An 18,880-nucleotide genomic window follows, 5' to 3' on the forward strand; every position below is an offset into this window, starting at 1 on the left:
AGTCTAAACCATGAAACCTGTTTTGTTTGCTGCGCTGATTTCCTGTTTTTCCGTTGCTGCCTATGCGGCTTGTACCGACAGCCAGCAACAGTGTGTGATTTATAAAAACGGTAATGTCGCGGCTGAAGGCGGCTGTACGGTCAACAAGTGTCAGAATGCCGATGCGCAGGTGTTGAAATGGAAGCTGAAAAACGGTAAAGCCGTAACCGTGGAGATCGGGAAAAACGGCAAGGTTTTGGTGAACAAAAAACCGGGAGCGAAGGCGAGCAACAGCAACGCGGCGGGCATGGGCTTGACGTGTTATGCCGCCGATGCGGATAAACGTGAGCAGTTCTGCTCGACCAATTATTGATAAAAGCGACATAAAAAAGGTCGTCTGAACATTTTTCAGACGACCTTTCATATTTATACGGACACGCCGACTGCGCGGGCGATTGCCAACCCCTCTTCCGCACTCATGTAAACAGGGCTTTCGGGGCGGTCGCTGCGGACAATATCACCGTCTCGAAACATGACCAATTCATCAACGGCTAATTGCGACCAAGTTTCGTCGCGGGTCAAGGGCAATGTGGCAATAACGGAGACTTTGTCATTCGGGGTGGTAACTGCGGAAAAATCAATCATCACGTCATCATCCAAAAGCCGTGCCTTGCCGAAAGGAGCTTTACGCACGATATAGTGCAGCAGCGTACTGGCATGGGCAAACAGGCAGTCTCCGTTGGACATCACAAAATTGAACAATCCGAAGCGGCGAATTTCGTGAGTTAGCGCAGCAACGGCATCAAACAAAGTATCGGAATCAGGTTTCTCAGCAAAGCGGCTGCGAAGCCGGTTGAGGATATAACAAAATGCACGTTCGGAGTCGGTCGTACCGACAGCATGGTAATACTCGCCTTGTTCCGGATAAAAATCAATCAAATGCCCATTATGCGCAAAGAGCCAATATTCGCCCCACATTTCGCGCATAAAAGGATGGGTATTGGCCAAAGAGGTCTGCCCTTGCGAGGCTTTACGGATGTGGGCAATGACGTTTTCAGATTTAATTTGATAGGCGCGAACCAGGTCGGCAACCGGGGAATTTGCGCTGGGCTTGTCATCGTGGAACAAGCGTACACCTTTCCCTTCAAAGAAACCGATACCGAATCCATCTGCATGATGGTCGGTAATACCGCCGCGGCGGCGGAAGCCTTCAAAGGAAAACATAATGTCCGTTGGGGTATTACAATTCATGCCGAGCAGTTGGCACATGATTTTGACCTTTATTGCTTTAATAGGAATGGAACAATCGGATTATGGTACATTGGACAGTCCGTTTCAATAGACACGATACAGCATCCTCATAAAATCAATATAACTCTTCATAGCAGGACATCCCAATAATAAAAACCGGATTTCAAAATGAAATCCGGCCTACGATATATTCAAATTTAAAAGCATTCATCAAAGATATTTGGCTGCCAAATATCCTGCCGCTACCAAGCCGAACATAGCCAACACACCCAAAACAGAAACTAGAACAATCATATTGCGCTTGGAAGTAAGGGCTTCCAGTCTAGGATCCTGCCCCAACTCCTGCCGCAATTTGCTTTCAAGTTCGGCACGGATTTCTTTCCGCATCAACTTTTCTTCCCGCTCTTTTTCAAGTTGCAATTTGTGAGCGATTTCAGCTTGTTTTTTATGCTCAAACGCCACCTTTTCCTGCCACTCAATACGTTTACGCTGGATGATTTGCTCGGTTGCACTGGCAAAATGGAAATGGCAGACGGCACATTCCTCTGCTGCCACATCCTCCGTAATCGTCATACAAACGGGACATTGCTTTAAAGACGCTTCCTCGTTTTTACCTTCGTCCTCACTTACCTGCAACTCCATGGACTGACGCACAATAACATCAAGCCCCAAGTAGTTGAAATACTGCTGCGCATTCTCGCGCTCATCCTGCGTACAATTCTCGGCAATAATCGCTTGCGGACGTTCAGAAAGTGCCTGAACCAAATCTTCTGCTTCTTTTTCCGGCAAGTTATCATATAGGCATGCATTGATACGCTCATGATCAACATCTGGCGGATAAGAAACATAAACATCGTAAAGTTTGTCAGAGTTTTTCATTGTTATCCTAGAACAAACCGAACTTTTAATCCCATTCACGGAAACCGGCTTGATTTTGCTTATACCATGATACACGGCAGCGATCCGTCAACCTATCATCTGACTTAGACACTACTCCCGAAACTTCCTAAATTACCCAACTATCTGATAATTAGCTTTGGGTATGCAACCTATCGGCACTAAGCCGAATGTAAATCAAATAACAGATAGTACATGAGTAAATATTCCCAAAGGGAATTATAGATTATAAGACAGATGATTTTTATTGGAAAGCAATTACAAACGAAAGGCCGTTTGTATAAACAAACGGCCTTTTTTATCTACATATGGTTCAAACTGAGAAGGATGAACCACAACCGCAAGTCGTTTCCGCATTCGGATTACGAATAACAAATTGCGATCCTTGCAAACTTTCAGTGTAATCAATTTCCGCACCAACCAAATATTGGTAGCTCATCGGATCCACCAAGAAAGTTAGGCCGTTTTTCTGAATTTCAAAATCGTCATCATTTTTGATTTCATCAAAAGTAAAACCATACTGGAATCCCGAACAACCTCCGCCATTAACAAACACGCGCAATTTCAAATCGGGATTGTTTTCTTCTGCAATCAAATCGGCAACCTTGGTACAGCAGCTATCAGTGAAAATAATTGGACTTTCGTCTGACATGATGTGTTTCCTTTTATATGAATATTTTCGATATTGTCCTGCAAACCTTAACCTAAAGCAAGTCTGCCCTCAGATTGACCGGCATCAAGAGTTACAGCTTCACGGACTTCTCCATGCAAGATGGAGTCCGCCTCTATATTTATCAATAGAGATAAAAACCATAAACCACTACTTAACAAGTCGTCTGAAAATACAAGGACTACACCATTCAAATATTTCGCCCGAACCACTCGACACGCCCGATAATGGCAACATCGTCAGTCAAATTATTCAAATCAATTTCAAAAGTCGGATAAGCCTCATTGGCGGAAATCACATTCACCACTCCGCCTGGCATCAGCTGTAATCGTTTTACCAACAAATTCTCATTAAGCCTCAAAACGTACAGCCCATCCTTCGGCGCAGTCTCAGCATGATTGATTAAAATAGTATCCCCATCATTCAAAACCCCTTCCATAGAATCCCCCTTGACCGAAATAACGGAAAGGTTTTTAGTATCACGAGTAACATAATTTTCTACCCAATACCGACGGAATGCCATGGTAAAAACAGGTTTTTCATCACCTACTAACCGCCCATGTCCGGCGGCAGCCTGAATATCATAACGCGGAACAAAGACAAACTCGTCGATATCAACCGGATTACCCAATGTATCATAAGCAACTGCAGTAGAAGACGGAACTTGCACATTAGGGAACGGACTCCCCTCCCCAGTCAACAGCCAGTCAATACTGCAACCTTTCAGTTGTTTGATTTTTTTTAGAGTTTCCGATTTCGGCAAGCCGCCTTCGTTCCAAATCCTACTAAATCCCGCAATGGTCATATCAATGTCTGCGGCAATTTTGGCTTGGCGCGCTTCGTCTTTCCACAAAAACACCAATCTGTCTTTAAATGTATCCATATCGATCCTCAGGCTGAAATGCGCCTCCTACAATGAAGCACTTGTGGGTTTATTTTACCTTAGTTTTATTAAAAATGTAAGAAAAATATTAGTTGAATTAAGAAAAAGTATTGCATTTTTTGTTTTTGCTTAGTATGATTCTTCTAACGCTTCAAACAAGCCAGGCCTTCCTCAGCCATAATCAGGTAGAACATGGCATATATTACGATGATTGTAATCAGATTTTCATGAAGCAAAGGCTGTTTGACACAAGCAAGTAAGAAAAATCTTAGTTTCATTTGATTGGAGGATATAATGACCCGTTACCGTAAAAATGCATGGCTCGCCGTTACTGCCTTCGTTTTAGGATTTTTGGCATTCCCTTACAGTTATTCAGAAGCCCATCAATCTTCCGAACAACATCTCTCTGCCGAGATGTGCGACCGCCTTAGCGGAATGGCCTCCGACAAAATGGACGGTATCCAATTATCCGTCGCCCAAGAATGCGATACACTCGAAGCCTCACACGATTGGGAACAACAATACGGCGGGTTGAACGAACACGAGATAATTGCAGGCATTGTGTACGAATAACTGCTGCATTTCCGGAACTGTGCAGTTTTATAGAATGCCGATACCTACTTTTTCAAACCAAAGCTTTTCAGACGACCTTCTATGTCGTCTGAAAATACTTTCTCCGACCCAACTAGGCATTTATATCCAACGTACAGGCATGAGGCTAACAAACCGGTTGGATCCGTACTGAAATATTGACCACTACTGTATATTTAAGGGTAGTCTGAAAATTTTCAGGCGACGGCGGATTCGCATTTGAAGTGCAACTTTCCATAACAGAAAAAGGCCAGTATGCGGTAGCATACGGCCTGTCCTGCAAGAAAGATTGCCATGAGCTACACACAACTGACCCAAGACGAACGATACCATATCCAATACCTGTCCCGCCACTGCACCATCGCCGAAATCGCCAAACAGCTCAACCGCCACAAAAGCACCATCAGCCGAGAAATCAAGCGGCACTGCATCCAAGGACAGCAATACAGCGCCGAAAAAGCACAGAAGCAAAGCCGGCTGACCAAACAGCACCGGCGAAAACCCTATAAGCTCGATTCGCAGCTGGTTCAACACATCGACACCCTTATCCGCCGCAAACTCAGTCCCGAACAAGTATGTGCCTACCTGCATAAACACCACGGGATCACACTCCATCACAGCACTATTTACCGCTACCTCCGCCAAGACAAAAGCAACGGCGGCACTTTGTGGCAACACCTCAGAATATGCAGCAAACCCTACCGCAAACGCTACGGCAGCACATGGACCAGAGGCAAAGTGCCCGACCGCGTCGGCATAGAGAACCGACCTGCTATCGTCGACCGGAAAACCCGCATCGGCGATTGGGAGGCCGACACCATCGTCGGCAAAAATCAGAAAAGCGCGTTATTGACCTTGGTCGAACGCACTACCCGCTACACCATCATCTGCAAATTAAAGAACTTAAAAGCCGAAGACACTGCCCGGGCGGCCATTAGGGTATTAAAGGCATATAAAGCCAGAGTCCACACCATCACCATGGATAACGGCAAAGAGTTCTACCAACACACCAAAATAGCCAAAGCCTTGAAGGCGAAAACCTATTTTTGCCGCCCTTACCATTCTTGGGAGAAAGGGCTGAATGAGAACACCAATGGACTCATCCGGCAATATTTCCCCAAACAAACCGATTTCCGAAACATCAGCGATCGGGAGATACGCAGGGTTCAAGATGAGTTGAACCACCGGCCGAGAAAAACACTTGGCTACGAAACGCCAAGTGTTTTATTCTTAAATCTGTTCCAACCACTGGTACCCTAGTGTTGCACTTGAAATCCGAATCCAAGGACCCTTAATGTCTAAAATTCTATAAACTTCCCGCCAATGCCCAATCAAAACTCAGTACAAACTGCCCTTCTCTAACAGAAACCCCATTTTTATAGTGGATTAAATTTAAATCAGGACAAGGCGACGAAGCCGCAGACAGTACAGCTAGTACGGCAAGGCGAGGCAACGCCGTACTGGTTTAAAGTTAATCCACTATACTTTACAATATCGCCCTTTACCTTTATTTCCAGCTTCCTTATGAACGAACACGTTTCCGTCCCATCCCCTGTCGGCGAAGACTACCTGCTCTTAGGTCAATACGCCGAACGCGCCTATCTCGAATACGCCATGAGCGTGGTCAAAGGCCGCGCGCTGCCTGAAGTTTCAGACGGCCAGAAGCCCGTGCAGCGGCGTATTTTGTTTGCCATGCGCGATATGGGTTTGACCGCGGGAGCGAAGCCGGTGAAATCGGCGCGCGTGGTCGGCGAGATTTTGGGTAAATACCACCCGCACGGCGACAGTTCTGCCTATGAGGCGATGGTACGGATGGCGCAGGATTTTACCTTGCGCTACCCCTTAATCGACGGCATCGGCAACTTCGGTTCGCGCGACGGTGACGGGGCGGCGGCGATGCGTTACACCGAAGCGCGGCTCACGCCGATTGCGGAATTACTGTTGTCCGAAATCAATCAGGGGACGGTGGATTTCGTGCCGAACTACGACGGTGCGTTTGACGAACCGCTGCATCTGCCCGCCCGCCTGCCTATGGTGCTGCTCAACGGTGCGTCGGGCATCGCGGTGGGCATGGCGACCGAAATTCCGTCGCACAATCTGAACGAAGTCACGCAGGCGGCGATTGCGCTGTTGAAAAAGCCGACGCTGGAAACCGCCGACCTGATGCAGTACATCCCCGCGCCTGATTTTGCCGGCGGTGGTCAAATCATCACGCCGGCAGACGAATTGCGCCGGATTTATGAAACCGGCAAGGGCAGCGTGCGCGTGCGTGCGCGTTATGAAATCGAAAAGCTGGCGCGCGGGCAATGGCGCGTGATCGTGACCGAACTGCCGCCGAACGCCAATTCCGCCAAAATCCTTGCTGAAATCGAAGAACAGACCAACCCGAAACCGAAAGCAGGTAAAAAGCAGCTCAACCAAGACCAGCTCAACACCAAAAAGCTGATGTTGGATTTAATCGACCGCGTGCGCGACGAGTCCGACGGCGAACATCCCGTGCGCCTTGTGTTCGAGCCGAAATCCAGCCGCATCGATACCGATACCTTCATCAACACGCTGATGGCGCAGACTTCGCTGGAAGGCAATGTGTCCATGAACTTGGTGATGATGGGGCTGGACAACCGTCCCGCGCAGAAAAACCTGAAAACGATTTTGCAGGAATGGCTGGATTTCCGCGTCGTTACTGTAACACGCCGTCTGAAATTCCGTTTGAACCAAGTGGAAAAACGGTTGCATATCCTTGAAGGTCGTCTGAAAGTCTTTCTGCACATTGATGAAGTGATTAAAGTCATCCGCGAATCAGACGACCCTAAAACCGATTTGATGGCGGCGTTCGGGCTGACCGAAATCCAAGCCGAAGACATTTTGGAAATCCGTCTGCGTCAGTTGGCACGTTTGGAAGGTTTCAAACTCGAAAAAGAATTGAACGAATTGCGCGAGGAACAAGGTCGTCTGAATATCCTTTTGGGCGACGAAAACGAAAAACGCAAGCTGATTATCAAAGAGATGCAGGCGGACATGAAGCAGTTCGGCGACGCGCGCCGCACGCTGGTGGAAGAAGCCGGACGCGCCGTGCTGACACAGACCACCGCCGACGAACCCATCACGCTGATTCTGTCGGAAAAAGGGTGGATACGCAGCCGTGCCGGGCACAACCTTGATTTGAGCCAAACCGCCTTCAAAGAAGGCGACCGCCTCAAACAAACCATTGAAGGCCGCACTGTTTTACCCGTCGTCATTCTCGACTCATTGGGCAGGACCTATACCCTCGATGCCGCCGAAATCCCCGGCGGACGCGGCGATGGAGTGCCGGTTTCATCGTTAATCGAGCTGCAAAACGGCGCCAAACCCGTCGCCATGCTTACCGGACAGCCCGAACAACACTACCTGCTCTCAGGCAGCGGCGGCTACGGCTTCATCGCCAAACTGGGCGATATGGTCGGGCGCGTGAAAGCGGGCAAAGTGGTGATGACTGTGGACAGTGGCGAAACCGTCCTGCTCCCGATTGCCGTCTATGCTTCCTCGCTCATCAACCCCGACTGCAAAATCGTACTGGCTAGCAGCGACCACCGCCTCTTGGCGTTCTCGATCGGCGAACTCAAAGTCATGCCTAAAGGACGCGGTTTGCAGTTGATGTCGCTGACCGACGGCGCGTCTTTGGAACACGTCCTCGTAACCACGGCTGCGGAATTCATCGTTGAAACCGTCGGCAAGCGCGGTGCGGCGCATCAGGAAAAATTGCGCATTTGCGACATCGAGGGCAAACGCGGCAAAAAAGGGAAGGTTTTGGACATCTCAGGTCGTCTGAAAACCTTATCCGCAGCTTCCGAATAAGCAACAGAGGAAACGATAACACATTGAAAACCTAGAAAACACGGTCGTTTTATGTTATGCTGACAAAATTAAAAAAATATTTACGACCGTCTGCGGAAATATTGCAGAACGATTTCAAAAACAGGTACTAATAATGATAAAAATAAACAAAAAGGGTTGCGGATATGAGTAAGTCCGGCTTTCAGGAACTGGGAAACCTGAGCGAGCGGATACCCGGTTTAATCAATATTGCCCGCATTGCCATCGTGCTGCCGCTGTTGGTCATGCATGCTTTCGGCGTTTACAGCAATGGCACCCATATCGGCATGTCATTCCCTCCCGTCGAATTTTACAGCTGGGCAGCGCTGTATTCTTTCCTCATCTTGTTATCCGTCGCCCGTCCGGACTGGCAATGGCAGACTTTGGATTTGCCCAATGCCAGCGCAGTCGTCGATATTTCGATGATGATGATACTGGTGTATATCGCCGGCGGAGTCGATTCGGGCTTCGGCATCCTTGTCCTTCCTTTCGTCGCGACGTCCTGCCTCCTCAGCTACGGACATTACCCCATGCTGTACGCAGGCTACGCGTCCATGCTGTTCTTCTTCAATCTGCTGCTCGACGGCAGCATCCGCCTGCATCCGTTTGATTGGGATACGCAGCCCCTGATTACTACGGTCCTGCTCTGCGGCGCGTGTTACCTCGTTGCCATGCTGACTTCGTTCGCCGCCCGCTATCTGGAGCAGGCGACTGAATCCGCCAGCCGCCATCAGCTTGCCTACCGCCGCATCAGCGGGTTGAACCGCCTCGTTCTCAACCGCGTGCAGGAAGCCGTTATCGTTATCGACAGCACCCAGCGCGTCTGGCTTTTCAACAAACAGGCAAAAACCTATTTCCCCGGTTTGGTGGTTGACCAGCAGGAAGTCGTGTTCGGCGAATTGGTTACACGCTGGCAATATCACCCCGACAAACCGTTTGAAACCGATATCCACATCTTCCAACACGCCATGCACGTCCGCGCCGTCCCGCTGATTCAGGAACAGACGGAACTGCTCATGCTGTATGTCCGTTCGCTGCGTGAAGTCGCGGCAGAGGCCATGTCCACCAAGCTCACCTCGCTCGGACAGCTTACCGCGAACCTTGCCCACGAAATCCGCAACCCGATGTCCGCCATTCGTCACGCCAGCGATTTGCTGCAAGAAAGTGATGACGATGCCGAACCCGATCCCGTTAAAGCCAAGCTTTGCGGCATCATCGACAGCAACATCCAACGCATCGACAAAATGTTGGAAGACATCTCCCTGCTCAACAAACGCGACAACATCAGCCGCGAGCCGATCAACCTGATGAAATTCTGGCTCGACTTCAAACAAGAGTTCACGCTCAACAATTCCGAAGCCATCGGCTGCCTGCGCATGAACATGGACGGCAACAACCTTACCGTCCTCGCTGATGTGATGCACATCCAACAAATCATGTGGAACCTCTGCAATAACGCATGGCGGCACAGCCGTCAGGACGAAAACGCGATTACCGTCCTGATTCGCCCCAGCGGCAGGATGCATATTTCCATCGTCGTTGCCGATAACGGCAAAGGCATTTCGCCCGAAGTCCGCAACCATCTCTTCGAGCCGTTCTACACCACTGAAAAACAAGGTACGGGATTGGGATTGTACGTTGCCCGCGAACTGGCACACGCCAATATGGGTCAACTCCATTACCACCCCGAAATGAACGGATTCGAACTGATTTTACCGAGAGAACACAATGAGTAAGCTGCAAGACCCAGTATTGGTCGTCGACGACGAGGCCGACATCCGTGACTTGATGGAAATGACGCTGATGAAGATGGGGTTGCGCGTGCAGACCGCCGTCGGCGTAGAAGATGCCAAAGACAAACTCGACAACAACGACTATTCCCTCGTCTTGACCGATATGCGGATGCCCGACGGCTCCGGCCTCGAAGTCGTCCAATACATAGACGAACTCATGCTCGACACCCCTGTCGCCGTCATTACCGCTTTCGGTAATGCCGACCAAGCGGTTGAAGCGCTTAATGCGGGCGCGTTCGACTACCTGCAAAAGCCGATTACCCTTTCCCAACTGCGTTCGCTGGTTAAATCCGCCGTCTCTGTTTCCAACAGCACCGACGAAATTGCCCAGCCGCCAACCGAAAAACCGTCCGCGCCCGTCGCTGCCGCATTCAACAAGCCCAAAACTCCGCCCAAGCCGCCCAAACGCGACTTGAGCGGTTCTGTCTCCGTGCCCGAAAGCCTGCGTTCCATGAAAGAACGCTTTGCCACCGGCGAAATCGCCATGCGTGCGAACGAAGACGTGCCTGAATTGGGCGGCGAAGAAGATATGCCGCGGCTGCTCGGCAGTTCGCCCCAAATGGTCGAAGTCCGCCACCTGATCCGCCGCCTCGCCCGCAGCGGCGTGCCCGTTTATATTTCCGGCGAATCGGGTACCGGTAAAGAACAGGCGGCGCGTACCATCCACGAATTGTCCGATCGCGCCGACAAGCCTTTTATCGCGGTCAACTGTGGCGCGATTCCTGAAAATCTGATGGAAAGCGAGTTCTTCGGCTACAAAAAAGGCAGTTTTACCGGCGCCGACCAAGACCGTCTCGGCTTCTTCCAACACGCCGACGGCGGAACGCTGTTCCTCGACGAAGTTGCCGACTTGCCGCTAGCCATGCAAGTCAAACTCCTGCGCGCCATCCAAGAAAAAGCCGTGCGCCGCATCGGTGATGCCCGCGAAACTTTCGTCGATGTCCGCATCATCTGCGCTACCCACAAAAACCTTGAAGCCCTTGTTGATAGCGGTGCATTCCGTCAAGACTTATATTACCGCCTCAACGTCGTTACCCTGCACATGCCGCCCCTGCGCGAAATGCGTGAAGACTTGGGCGCGCTGATTCTGTACCTGCTCTACAAACACCGCCACGGTACGCAAACCTACAAACTCAGCCCCAAAGCGCAAGAAGCCCTGCTGCATTACAGCTATCCCGGCAACTTCCGCGAACTCGAAAACATCCTCGAACGCGCCGTCGCCCTGACTGTCGGACAAGTTATCCAGTTGGATGATTTGCAAATCCAAAACACGACGGCGCCCAAAAACGACCATCCAAACCTCAGCCTTGACGACATCGCCGATTCCGAAACACGAAAAGGTGAAACGTTGGATCACCAACCGCTTCCGCCGTTTGACCCGCGCACCATGCAGATTCAAGATTACCTTGACCAAATCGAGCGCGGCATTATCGAACAAGCGTTGCAGCAAACCCGTTACAACCGCACTCAGGCTGCCAAGCTTTTGGGCATCAGCTTCCGTTCCATGCGCTACCGTATGGAACGTTTGGACATCAATTAAATCGGTGCTTTGCCATTGCCTGCACGTTTAGGAAGCAAAACCTAAACGTATGTTTTAGATATAGCAGGTTAAGTTTAAATTAGGACAAAATCGCGGATAGTATAGACAGTAGGAAACCAGTCAACTTGGTACGCTCATACTTAGAGAGTCATTCTCTCTATACTGAGACATTGCAACACAATATTGATTTAAACTTAACCTGCTATATATCTCCATTCAGATCACAAACATTCAAAACCAACCGGCAACAGCGTGAAACAAATAAGTCATACCGCTCCACGCCCATTTACTTACTGCAACCGTTATCCAGCCCATCAAAACCAACACAATCAAACCAAAAAAATCAGGCATATGCAGATAAAACCAAGCCGCAACAGGTTTGCGCCAAAAGTCTGATTGCTGCTGTTTCTTCTCCAAAGCCGCGTGCATAAACGGACGCTCCAAATGTATGTCGTAGTCAATGCCATACTCACTGCGTACATGCTCATTGATGACTTTCAAAGTACGGCGGCTCGGCTGCAAGAAAATATCGATAAGCGTACCGACAACAGGAATCATGCCAAGCACCATATCGGCAAAAGCAAGATATATGGCAGGACGCATTTTATGTTCCGGCACGCCCAACTCCCGCCCCATACGAAAAGCCTTCATCGTCAGAAAAAGCCCGGCAATATCCCCGACCAAAGGAATCAGCGACAGTATGGCATCAACGCCGATTCCCTGCTTGGTAAAAGGAATACAAAACAAACTATCCATAGTGTTGGCATATTTAGCCAAATCACGTTCCCGTCGGATGATTTCTTGACGTTCATAAGGTATAGGTGTGTGCTTCATTATGATTTTATTGTAGTAGGTTAATAACAGAGTTTTAAACAACAAAATTTATTTTGATAAATCTTTATGTAATATTGCCAATAGCATTTTATACAAATAATCATATCAGGGACAATGCCAAATTCGGCCATTTTTTAGGTGTAATATCAACTTAAAGTTCAAATAGTAGAACTGTGCAGCCACGCCATTAAAAATAGAATGACAGTAGGCGCTTAGGATATACCACAATAATCATAGAATATACATTTATGATATTCTTAGAATTAAATGATTTGATTTCATTAAAATAACAAAATAATGCCATAATATTCAGCTATGTTTAAGATACAAAAAAATATATATACAGTTATAATTCGAGGCTGTACTGTATCTTAGAACCATCCCATGAAAAAAATCCTTGTTACCGGCGGCGCGGGCTTTATCGGCTCGGCAGTGGTCCGCCACATCATCCAAAATACCGAAGACTCCGTCATCAATCTTGATAAGTTAACTTACGCAGGCAATCTCGAATCGCTAACCGACGTAGCCGACAGCCCTCGTTACGCTTTTGAGCAAGTGGACATTTGCGATCGTGCCGAACTTGACCGCGTGTTTGCACAACACCAGCCCGATGCCGTCATGCACTTGGCAGCGGAAAGTCATGTCGACCGCTCTATTGATTCCGCCGGCGAATTCATCCAAACCAACATCGTCGGCACGTTCAACCTGCTCGAAGCCGCGCGCGCCTACTGGCAGCAAATGTCGTCTGAAAAACGAGAAGCTTTCCGTTTTCACCATATTTCCACCGACGAAGTCTATGGTGATTTGCACGGTACGGACGATTTGTTTACCGAAACTACGCCCTACGCCCCGTCCAGCCCCTATTCCGCTTCCAAGGCTTCCAGCGACCATCTCGTGCGTGCATGGCTGCGCACTTACGGCCTGCCGACCATCGTAACCAACTGTTCGAACAACTACGGTCCGTACCACTTCCCTGAAAAACTCATTCCATTGATGATTCTGAACGCGCTCGACGGCAAGCCCCTGCCCGTGTACGGCGACGGGATGCAAATCCGCGACTGGCTGTTTGTCGAAGACCACGCCCGCGCGCTGTATCAGGTTGTTACCGAAGGCGTTGTCGGAGAAACCTATAATATCGGCGGGCATAATGAAAAAGCCAATATCGAAGTGGTCAAAACCATCTGTGCACTGCTGGAAGAACTCGTTCCCGAAAAACCAGCCGGTGTGGCGCGCTACGAAGATTTGATTACCTTCGTGCAAGACCGCCCTGGCCATGACGTTCGCTACGCCATCGATGCCGCCAAAATCGGCAGGGAACTGGGCTGGAAACCGCAGGAAACGTTCGAATCCGGCATCCGCAAAACAGTGCAATGGTATTTGAACAATAAAACTTGGTGGCAAAATGTATTGAACGGCAGCTACCGCTTGGAACGTCTGGGCAAGCTGTAAACCATACCTGCCCTACATTGCAAACAACAGGCATCATCGAAAAAGGTATTTCCATGCATTCTCTGTCCCGTATAGTCTTATCGGCAACTTTGACCTCAGCCTTGTTCGTCTCTATGCCAGTTCTGGCAAAAGAAACGCGACATCATGCCGCACAAACGACTGTTAAAAAGATGACAAAAGCCGATGGCAGCACTATTGAGCGGGCAGTTGTCATCATTGAAGACGACACTATGCGCGGCATTGGCGCCGAAAACCGCTGGATTGCAGAAAATATGCCGGGATACCACAAAGTCGGACAAGCCCTGTTGCAGCAAAACGGCGGAGTCTATGACCGTATTGATGTGCAAAATGAAGCAGGCGACATCCGTTCCGTTTACTTCGATATCAAAAGCTTCTTTGGTATGGTAAACGGCAAGCCTCTTTAAAACCAAAGGTCGTCTGAAAACATTAGCCATGCACAAACTATGTTTTCAGACGACCTTAAAATCCATTTCACACATTTTGCTGATTTCAACAATCAGACAAACAAAGGACCCCCATGAAAGGCATCATCCTTGCCGGCGGCAGCGGCACGCGCCTCTACCCCATCACGCGCGGCGTATCCAAACAGCTCCTGCCCGTGTACGACAAACCCATGATCTACTATCCCTTGTCCGTATTGATGCTGGCCGGAATACGCGAAATCTTGGTCATCACCACCCCCGAAGACAATCCCTCTTTCAGACGACTGCTCGGCGACGGCAGCGATTTCGGCATCTCCATCAGCTACGCCGAACAACCCAGCCCCGACGGCTTGGCACAAGCATTCATCATCGGCGAAGAGTTTATCGGCAACGACAACGTCTGCTTGGTCTTGGGCGACAATATTTTCTACGGCCAATCGTTTACCCAAACCCTGAAACAAGCTGCCTCCAAAAAACACGGCGCCACCGTGTTCGGCTACCAAGTCAAAGACCCCGAACGTTTCGGCGTCGTCGAATTTGACGAAAACTTCAATGCCTTATCCATCGAAGAAAAACCGAAACAGCCCAAATCCGACTGGGCGGTAACAGGCTTATATTTCTACGACAACCGCGTCGTAGAATTTGCCAAGCAAGTCAAACCCTCCGCACGCGGCGAACTCGAAATCAGCACGCTCAACCAAATGTATCTTGACGACGGTTCATTGTCCGTCCAGCTTTTAGGACGCGGCTTTGCATGGTTGGACACCGGTACGCACGAAAGCCTGCACGAAGCCGCCTCATTCGTCCAAACCGTGCAAAACATCCAAGACCTACAAGTCGCCTGCCTCGAAGAAATCGCTTGGCGCAACGGCTGGCTTTCAGACGAGCGCTTGGAAGAACTCGCCCACCCGATGGCAAAAAACCAATACGGTCAATATCTGCTGCACCTGTTGAAAAAATAAAAAAAGGTCGTCTGAAATCGTAAGGGACAATCATGTACCGACTGATTTCAGACAACCTTTACCACGACATCAAAAAGCCAAGCCGGAACACGCGGGATACCGTATCCCTCCCGTGTATTCCGGCTTGGCTTTTCCATAACAATTTATATCATTCAGTCATGTAGTGCAGCCGCGTGCAAGGTATTTTCCAAAAGCGTCGCAATCGTCATCGGGCCGACGCCGCCGGGAACAGGAGTAATCATGCCAGCCCGTTCTTTTGCCACATCAAACTCCACATCACCGCACAAACTGCCATCTTCCAAACGGTTGATACCGACATCAATCACAACCGCACCGGGCTTAATCCAACTGCCTTTAACAAAATTCGGGATACCCACACCGACGACCAAAATATCCGCCGCAGCCACTTCATCAGCAAGATTTTGCGTCGCACTGTGACATACCGTTACCGTCGCACGTGCCAACAATAGTTCCAAAGCCTGGGGTCTGCCTACAATATTTGAAGCGCCGACAACAACCGCTTTTTTCCCTTTTGGATCGACCCCGTATTCTTCCAAAAGCGTCATTACACCTTTGGGCGTACATGGCCGCATCAGCGGCATTTTCACCACCAGCCGTCCTATATTGTAAGGATGGAAGCCGTCCACATCTTTATGTGGAACAATATTTTCCAGAACGGCCTGACTGTCGATATGTGCCGACAACGGAAGCTGCACCAAAATACCGTCCACAGCATCATCCTCATTCAGCCGCCCGACCAAATCCAACAACTCTTCTTGGGAAGTCGATTCGGGCAGCTCATAAGACAAAGAACGGATACCGCATTTTTCGCAAGCCAGCTTTTTATTGCGGACATATACCGCACTGGCAGGATCATTACCCACCAGAATGACCGCCAAACAAGGTTCGCGCAAACCATCTTCCTGACGCTTTACCACCGCTTCGGCAACTTTTGCCAATCTTTTGACCGACACCTCTTTACCGTTGATTAATTGTGCAGCCATAAACCTTCCTTCCCAATCAAAATGAACAATATCGGCGATTATCGCATTTTTAAACCGGTTTGACACATCCCGTAAAACCACATTCCTGCACATTCAAACTCATATTCCCATTCTGTTTCCTGGCATACTCATAAAAATAAATCTTAATAAAAAATAGAAAGATAGGAAAATAAATAAAAACAAACTTAAAAATACAGTTGACCTTTCACCAACCTATCTGTATAGTTTCATTCTTCAAGTCGGGGCGTAGCGCAGCCCGGTTAGCGCATCTGCTTTGGGAGCAGAGGGTCGTGAGTTCGAATCCCACCGCCCCGACCAATAATGCTTTAGCACGAATCGGCATGAGCGCCCGTAGCTCAACCGGATAGAGCACCGACCTTCTAAGTCGGGGGTTACAGGTTCGATTCCTGTCGGGCGTGCCAAAATTTTAGTTTTACGGTGGCTGTAGCTCAGTTGGTAGAGCCCTGGATTGTGATTCCAGTTGTCGTGGGTTCGAGCCCCATCAGCCACCCCAAAATAAAAGACCTGCATAAAATATGCAGGTCTTTTACTTTTTATATTGTTCCATTATCTATACCCCCATTTTTCTTTCAAATATATAAAGTTCAAACCAAAAAGCCCAAGCTGCCGTTCCCGCTTGTACGGGAAATAACAACATGGGCTTTTCCATTTCAATCCTAAATGCAGACCGATATTCCGGCCTGCTTTAATCATCTATATCAGATTAGCGGTTTTTCAAAAACCGTGTATAAACCGCCAAAATGATTACGGCGAAAATGGTTGAGGCAATCCATCCGGCAGGTTCACCCACGTGATACCAACCTAATTTTTGCCCCACAAATCCTGCCAACGCCGACCCGCCAATACCCAACAGAGTCGTCATAATGAATCCGAAATTTTCCTTACCCGGATGCAGGAATTTTGCCAAAGCACCAATGATGAAACCGATAATAATCGTAACGATCCATCCCATAGTATTACCTCCGTGTGATATGCAAGTTGTTTTAATTGGCTTTCCTTAGAAAGGCCTCTGTATAATACAGAACAGTTTGACCGACCGTCTTACCTCTCCCTCTTGTTTTTCTTAAAATAAACAGACTTTAAGTACTTTTACCGTTTTGATGCAGCATATACACAAACAACCTCTTCCCAAGGTCGTCTGAAAGGAAATCCAAATGAACACGGAAAATACGCTTTGCCTGATTGTCGATATTCAAGAACGCCTGCTGCCCGCATTGCACGGCAGCGAACAAATGGTCGAACATTGCCGCATCCTGCTGCAAGGCTTGTCGGCTCTAAACATACCGTTTGCAGCAACGGAACAATATCCGAAGGGTTTGGGTAAAACGACTCCCGCCATATCCCTGCTTCTGCACAATACGCCGATATTTGAAAAGACCCGTTTTTCCGCCGCATCACCCGAAGTCATGGCTATTCTGAAAGAGAAACAAATCGAAAACATCATCTTAATCGGTGCGGAAGCGCACATCTGTATGCTTCAGACGACCTTGGACTTGCTCAAGCACAATATCCGCGTCCACATTCCTTACGAATGCACCACCTCCAGAAACGCGCTTAACAAAGACAATGCCTTGCAGCAGATGCTTACTGCCGGAGCCGCCGTATCCAACGTTGAGAGCCTATTATTCAACCTGATGGGTGATGCGAAACATCCTGCCTTTAAAACCATTTCCAAACTCATCCAATAGCCGTCAGGTCGCCTGAAAATGGAATATACGATTACTCTAGCGAAAACAGAAGACCTGCCCGACATTGTCGAAATCTACAACAGTACGATTGAAGCGCGCCAATCCACCGCCGATTTATCGCCCGTCGGCATCGAAACCCGCAAGCCTTGGTTTGAAGCACATTCCGGCAAACGCCCGCTTTATGTCTTGAAAAACCATAGCGGCGAATTGCTGGCATGGGGCAGCTTCAGCGATTATTATCCGCGCCACGCGTATCACATCAGTGCGGAAATCAGTATTTATGTCCGACACAATATGCGCGGGGTCGGCGTGGGTAAAATCCTGCTGCGCAATATGTTGGAGCGCGCGCCCTCCTTGGGTATTAAAAATGTTTTGGCCGTGATTTTCGGACACAACCACCCCAGCCTGCATCTTTTCCACTCGTTCGGTTTTCAAGAATGGGGCAGATTGCCCGCAGTGTGCGATTTGGAAACATTTGAAGCGGATGTGGTTATCTTGGGCAAACGGATAACGTAATTTCCTCTAAAGAACCCAACCTGAAAGATCATGCGTATCAGTAAAAAGGTCGTCTAAAATCTACTTTCAGACGACCTTTCGTTTTATTTGACGAACTTCAATACCTTGCCCGACTTGGCAGGCTCGCCGTCAGTCGGCTTATCTGCCGCCGGCTCCTGCTGCGCCTCCTTACCGGAAGCATCCACTTCGTAAGGCTCGACTTCGAACCCCATCCCCTCCCCGCTTTCGCGTGAAAAGATACTGATGACATGGCCAACGGGAATCCAAATATCGTGCGCCACGCCGCCGAAACGGGCGGAAAAGCTGATCCAATCGTTATCGATATTCAGATTATGGCTGGCTGTCGGGCCGATATTTAGTACGATTTCATTGTCGCGGACATATTGCATGGGTACGCGGGTATGTTCGTTAACCCAAACGACCAGATGCGGCGTTTGGCCATTGTCTGTACACCATTCATATAAGGCACGAAGCAGATAGGGTTTGGTCGAAGTCGTCATGGTATCT

General features: G+C 49.0%; 19 protein-coding genes and 3 tRNA genes. 14 read left to right on the forward strand and 8 right to left on the reverse strand.

The features are described from left to right. The first annotated feature begins 10 nt into the window (after positions 1-10). Complete coding sequence (locus MON37_RS09815) at positions 11-352, forward strand: hypothetical protein (RefSeq protein ID WP_039408241.1); 342 nt, start codon at positions 11-13, stop codon at positions 350-352. Between the two features lie 53 nt (positions 353-405). Here MON37_RS09815 and MON37_RS09820 read toward each other — a convergent pair whose 3' ends face one another. The 4 genes from MON37_RS09820 to MON37_RS09835 form a co-directional block, all read right to left on the reverse strand. Further along, positions 406-1,248, reverse strand: coding sequence for a class II glutamine amidotransferase (locus MON37_RS09820; RefSeq protein ID WP_039408243.1), 843 nt, complete (start codon positions 1,246-1,248; stop codon positions 406-408). A gap of 192 nt (positions 1,249-1,440) precedes the next feature. After that, complete coding sequence (locus MON37_RS09825) at positions 1,441-2,109, reverse strand: hypothetical protein (RefSeq protein ID WP_039408245.1); 669 nt, start codon at positions 2,107-2,109, stop codon at positions 1,441-1,443. A gap of 331 nt (positions 2,110-2,440) precedes the next feature. Next, positions 2,441-2,779, reverse strand: a complete 339-nt coding sequence (erpA, locus tag MON37_RS09830; RefSeq protein WP_003680162.1) for an iron-sulfur cluster insertion protein ErpA — start codon at positions 2,777-2,779, stop codon at positions 2,441-2,443. A 208-nt stretch (positions 2,780-2,987) separates the two neighbouring features. Next, the gene (locus tag MON37_RS09835; RefSeq protein ID WP_039408255.1) at positions 2,988-3,680 is read right to left on the reverse strand and encodes a S24 family peptidase; all 693 of its coding nucleotides are present in this window, start codon (positions 3,678-3,680) and stop codon (positions 2,988-2,990) included. A 294-nt stretch (positions 3,681-3,974) separates the two neighbouring features. On the opposite strand from MON37_RS09835, the gene MON37_RS09840 reads away from it, so the two are divergent. The 5 genes from MON37_RS09840 to MON37_RS09860 all read left to right on the forward strand — a co-directional run bounded on the left by MON37_RS09840 (position 3,975) and on the right by MON37_RS09860 (position 11,456). Next, entirely contained in the window at positions 3,975-4,253 is a 279-nt protein-coding gene (locus MON37_RS09840; RefSeq protein WP_039408258.1) for a hypothetical protein, read from the forward strand. A gap of 312 nt (positions 4,254-4,565) precedes the next feature. Then, the gene (locus tag MON37_RS09845; RefSeq protein ID WP_242883537.1) at positions 4,566-5,531 is read left to right on the forward strand and encodes an IS30 family transposase; all 966 of its coding nucleotides are present in this window, start codon (positions 4,566-4,568) and stop codon (positions 5,529-5,531) included. A gap of 264 nt (positions 5,532-5,795) precedes the next feature. Further along, entirely contained in the window at positions 5,796-8,105 is a 2,310-nt protein-coding gene (gene parC / locus MON37_RS09850; RefSeq protein ID WP_039408423.1) for a DNA topoisomerase IV subunit A, read from the forward strand. A gap of 164 nt (positions 8,106-8,269) precedes the next feature. Then, on the forward strand, positions 8,270-9,859 hold the full coding sequence (locus tag MON37_RS09855) for a sensor histidine kinase (protein WP_003765319.1): 1,590 nt from the start codon (positions 8,270-8,272) through the stop codon (positions 9,857-9,859). Continuing rightward, on the forward strand, positions 9,852-11,456 hold the full coding sequence (locus MON37_RS09860; RefSeq protein ID WP_039408427.1) for a sigma-54-dependent transcriptional regulator: 1,605 nt from the start codon (positions 9,852-9,854) through the stop codon (positions 11,454-11,456). The genes MON37_RS09855 and MON37_RS09860 overlap by 8 nt, the downstream gene beginning before the upstream one ends. Before the next feature lie 231 nt (positions 11,457-11,687). Here the strand turns inward: MON37_RS09860 and MON37_RS09865 are convergent, their stop codons facing one another. Continuing rightward, entirely contained in the window at positions 11,688-12,290 is a 603-nt protein-coding gene (locus MON37_RS09865; protein ID WP_039408430.1) for a DUF4112 domain-containing protein, read from the reverse strand. Between the two features lie 384 nt (positions 12,291-12,674). On the opposite strand from MON37_RS09865, the gene rffG reads away from it, so the two are divergent. The 3 genes from rffG to rfbA all read left to right on the forward strand — a co-directional run bounded on the left by rffG (position 12,675) and on the right by rfbA (position 15,144). Then, positions 12,675-13,739 (forward strand): dTDP-glucose 4,6-dehydratase, encoded by a 1,065-nt coding sequence (rffG, locus tag MON37_RS09870; protein WP_039408432.1) that lies wholly within the window; start codon positions 12,675-12,677, stop codon positions 13,737-13,739. A 53-nt stretch (positions 13,740-13,792) separates the two neighbouring features. Next, entirely contained in the window at positions 13,793-14,164 is a 372-nt protein-coding gene (locus tag MON37_RS09875; RefSeq protein ID WP_242883648.1) for an adenosylhomocysteinase, read from the forward strand. Positions 14,165-14,277: 113 nt separating this feature from the next. Next, entirely contained in the window at positions 14,278-15,144 is an 867-nt protein-coding gene (rfbA, locus tag MON37_RS09880) for a glucose-1-phosphate thymidylyltransferase RfbA (protein WP_039408434.1), read from the forward strand. Between the two features lie 152 nt (positions 15,145-15,296). Here rfbA and folD read toward each other — a convergent pair whose 3' ends face one another. Further along, positions 15,297-16,148 carry a bifunctional methylenetetrahydrofolate dehydrogenase/methenyltetrahydrofolate cyclohydrolase FolD gene (gene folD / locus MON37_RS09885; protein ID WP_039408437.1) on the reverse strand — a complete coding sequence of 284 codons (852 nt, stop codon included), beginning with the start codon at positions 16,146-16,148 and terminating at the stop codon, positions 15,297-15,299. Between the two features lie 240 nt (positions 16,149-16,388). Here folD and MON37_RS09890 point away from each other — a divergent pair. From MON37_RS09890 to MON37_RS09900, 3 genes are all read left to right on the forward strand, one after another. Then, positions 16,389-16,466: transfer RNA gene (locus MON37_RS09890), tRNA-Pro, on the forward strand. A gap of 27 nt (positions 16,467-16,493) precedes the next feature. Next, positions 16,494-16,570 (forward strand) — tRNA-Arg (locus tag MON37_RS09895). A gap of 16 nt (positions 16,571-16,586) precedes the next feature. Further along, positions 16,587-16,662, forward strand: a tRNA-His gene (locus MON37_RS09900). 210 nt (positions 16,663-16,872) lie between these two features. Here MON37_RS09900 and MON37_RS09905 read toward each other — a convergent pair. After that, a complete protein-coding gene (locus MON37_RS09905) occupies positions 16,873-17,121 on the reverse strand; it encodes a GlsB/YeaQ/YmgE family stress response membrane protein (protein WP_039408441.1) in 249 nt (82 codons plus the stop codon). 202 nt (positions 17,122-17,323) lie between these two features. Between MON37_RS09905 and MON37_RS09910 the strand changes: the two genes are divergently transcribed. Beyond that, positions 17,324-17,857, forward strand: coding sequence for an isochorismatase family protein (locus MON37_RS09910; RefSeq protein ID WP_039408444.1), 534 nt, complete (start codon positions 17,324-17,326; stop codon positions 17,855-17,857). A gap of 18 nt (positions 17,858-17,875) precedes the next feature. Beyond that, a complete protein-coding gene (locus MON37_RS09915) occupies positions 17,876-18,373 on the forward strand; it encodes a GNAT family N-acetyltransferase (RefSeq protein ID WP_039408447.1) in 498 nt (165 codons plus the stop codon). 83 nt (positions 18,374-18,456) lie between these two features. On the opposite strand, the gene MON37_RS09920 is transcribed toward MON37_RS09915, so the two are convergent. Next, positions 18,457-18,873 (reverse strand): ClpXP protease specificity-enhancing factor, encoded by a 417-nt coding sequence (locus MON37_RS09920; protein ID WP_039408450.1) that lies wholly within the window; start codon positions 18,871-18,873, stop codon positions 18,457-18,459. Positions 18,874-18,880 lie beyond the last annotated feature (7 nt).

Source organism: Morococcus cerebrosus (assembly GCF_022749515.1).
GTDB classification, from domain to species: domain Bacteria; phylum Pseudomonadota; class Gammaproteobacteria; order Burkholderiales; family Neisseriaceae; genus Neisseria; species Neisseria cerebrosa.

Bases quoted from the DNA above. Each gene is read 5' to 3' on its own strand.
- MON37_RS09815 (WP_039408241.1), top strand. From the start codon at position 11: ATGAAACCTGTTTTGTTTGCTGCGCTGATTTCCTGTTTTTCCGTTGCT.
- MON37_RS09820 (WP_039408243.1), bottom strand. From the start codon at position 1,248: ATGTGCCAACTGCTCGGCATGAATTGTAATACCCCAACGGACATTATG.
- MON37_RS09825 (WP_039408245.1), bottom strand. From the start codon at position 2,109: ATGAAAAACTCTGACAAACTTTACGATGTTTATGTTTCTTATCCGCCA.
- erpA (WP_003680162.1), bottom strand. From the start codon at position 2,779: ATGTCAGACGAAAGTCCAATTATTTTCACTGATAGCTGCTGTACCAAG.
- MON37_RS09835 (WP_039408255.1), bottom strand. From the start codon at position 3,680: ATGGATACATTTAAAGACAGATTGGTGTTTTTGTGGAAAGACGAAGCG.
- MON37_RS09840 (WP_039408258.1), top strand. From the start codon at position 3,975: ATGACCCGTTACCGTAAAAATGCATGGCTCGCCGTTACTGCCTTCGTT.
- MON37_RS09845 (WP_242883537.1), top strand. From the start codon at position 4,566: ATGAGCTACACACAACTGACCCAAGACGAACGATACCATATCCAATAC.
- parC (WP_039408423.1), top strand. From the start codon at position 5,796: ATGAACGAACACGTTTCCGTCCCATCCCCTGTCGGCGAAGACTACCTG.
- MON37_RS09855 (WP_003765319.1), top strand. From the start codon at position 8,270: ATGAGTAAGTCCGGCTTTCAGGAACTGGGAAACCTGAGCGAGCGGATA.
- MON37_RS09860 (WP_039408427.1), top strand. From the start codon at position 9,852: ATGAGTAAGCTGCAAGACCCAGTATTGGTCGTCGACGACGAGGCCGAC.
- MON37_RS09865 (WP_039408430.1), bottom strand. From the start codon at position 12,290: ATGAAGCACACACCTATACCTTATGAACGTCAAGAAATCATCCGACGG.
- rffG (WP_039408432.1), top strand. From the start codon at position 12,675: ATGAAAAAAATCCTTGTTACCGGCGGCGCGGGCTTTATCGGCTCGGCA.
- MON37_RS09875 (WP_242883648.1), top strand. From the start codon at position 13,793: ATGCATTCTCTGTCCCGTATAGTCTTATCGGCAACTTTGACCTCAGCC.
- rfbA (WP_039408434.1), top strand. From the start codon at position 14,278: ATGAAAGGCATCATCCTTGCCGGCGGCAGCGGCACGCGCCTCTACCCC.
- folD (WP_039408437.1), bottom strand. From the start codon at position 16,148: ATGGCTGCACAATTAATCAACGGTAAAGAGGTGTCGGTCAAAAGATTG.
- MON37_RS09905 (WP_039408441.1), bottom strand. From the start codon at position 17,121: ATGGGATGGATCGTTACGATTATTATCGGTTTCATCATTGGTGCTTTG.
- MON37_RS09910 (WP_039408444.1), top strand. From the start codon at position 17,324: ATGAACACGGAAAATACGCTTTGCCTGATTGTCGATATTCAAGAACGC.
- MON37_RS09915 (WP_039408447.1), top strand. From the start codon at position 17,876: ATGGAATATACGATTACTCTAGCGAAAACAGAAGACCTGCCCGACATT.
- MON37_RS09920 (WP_039408450.1), bottom strand. From the start codon at position 18,873: ATGACGACTTCGACCAAACCCTATCTGCTTCGTGCCTTATATGAATGG.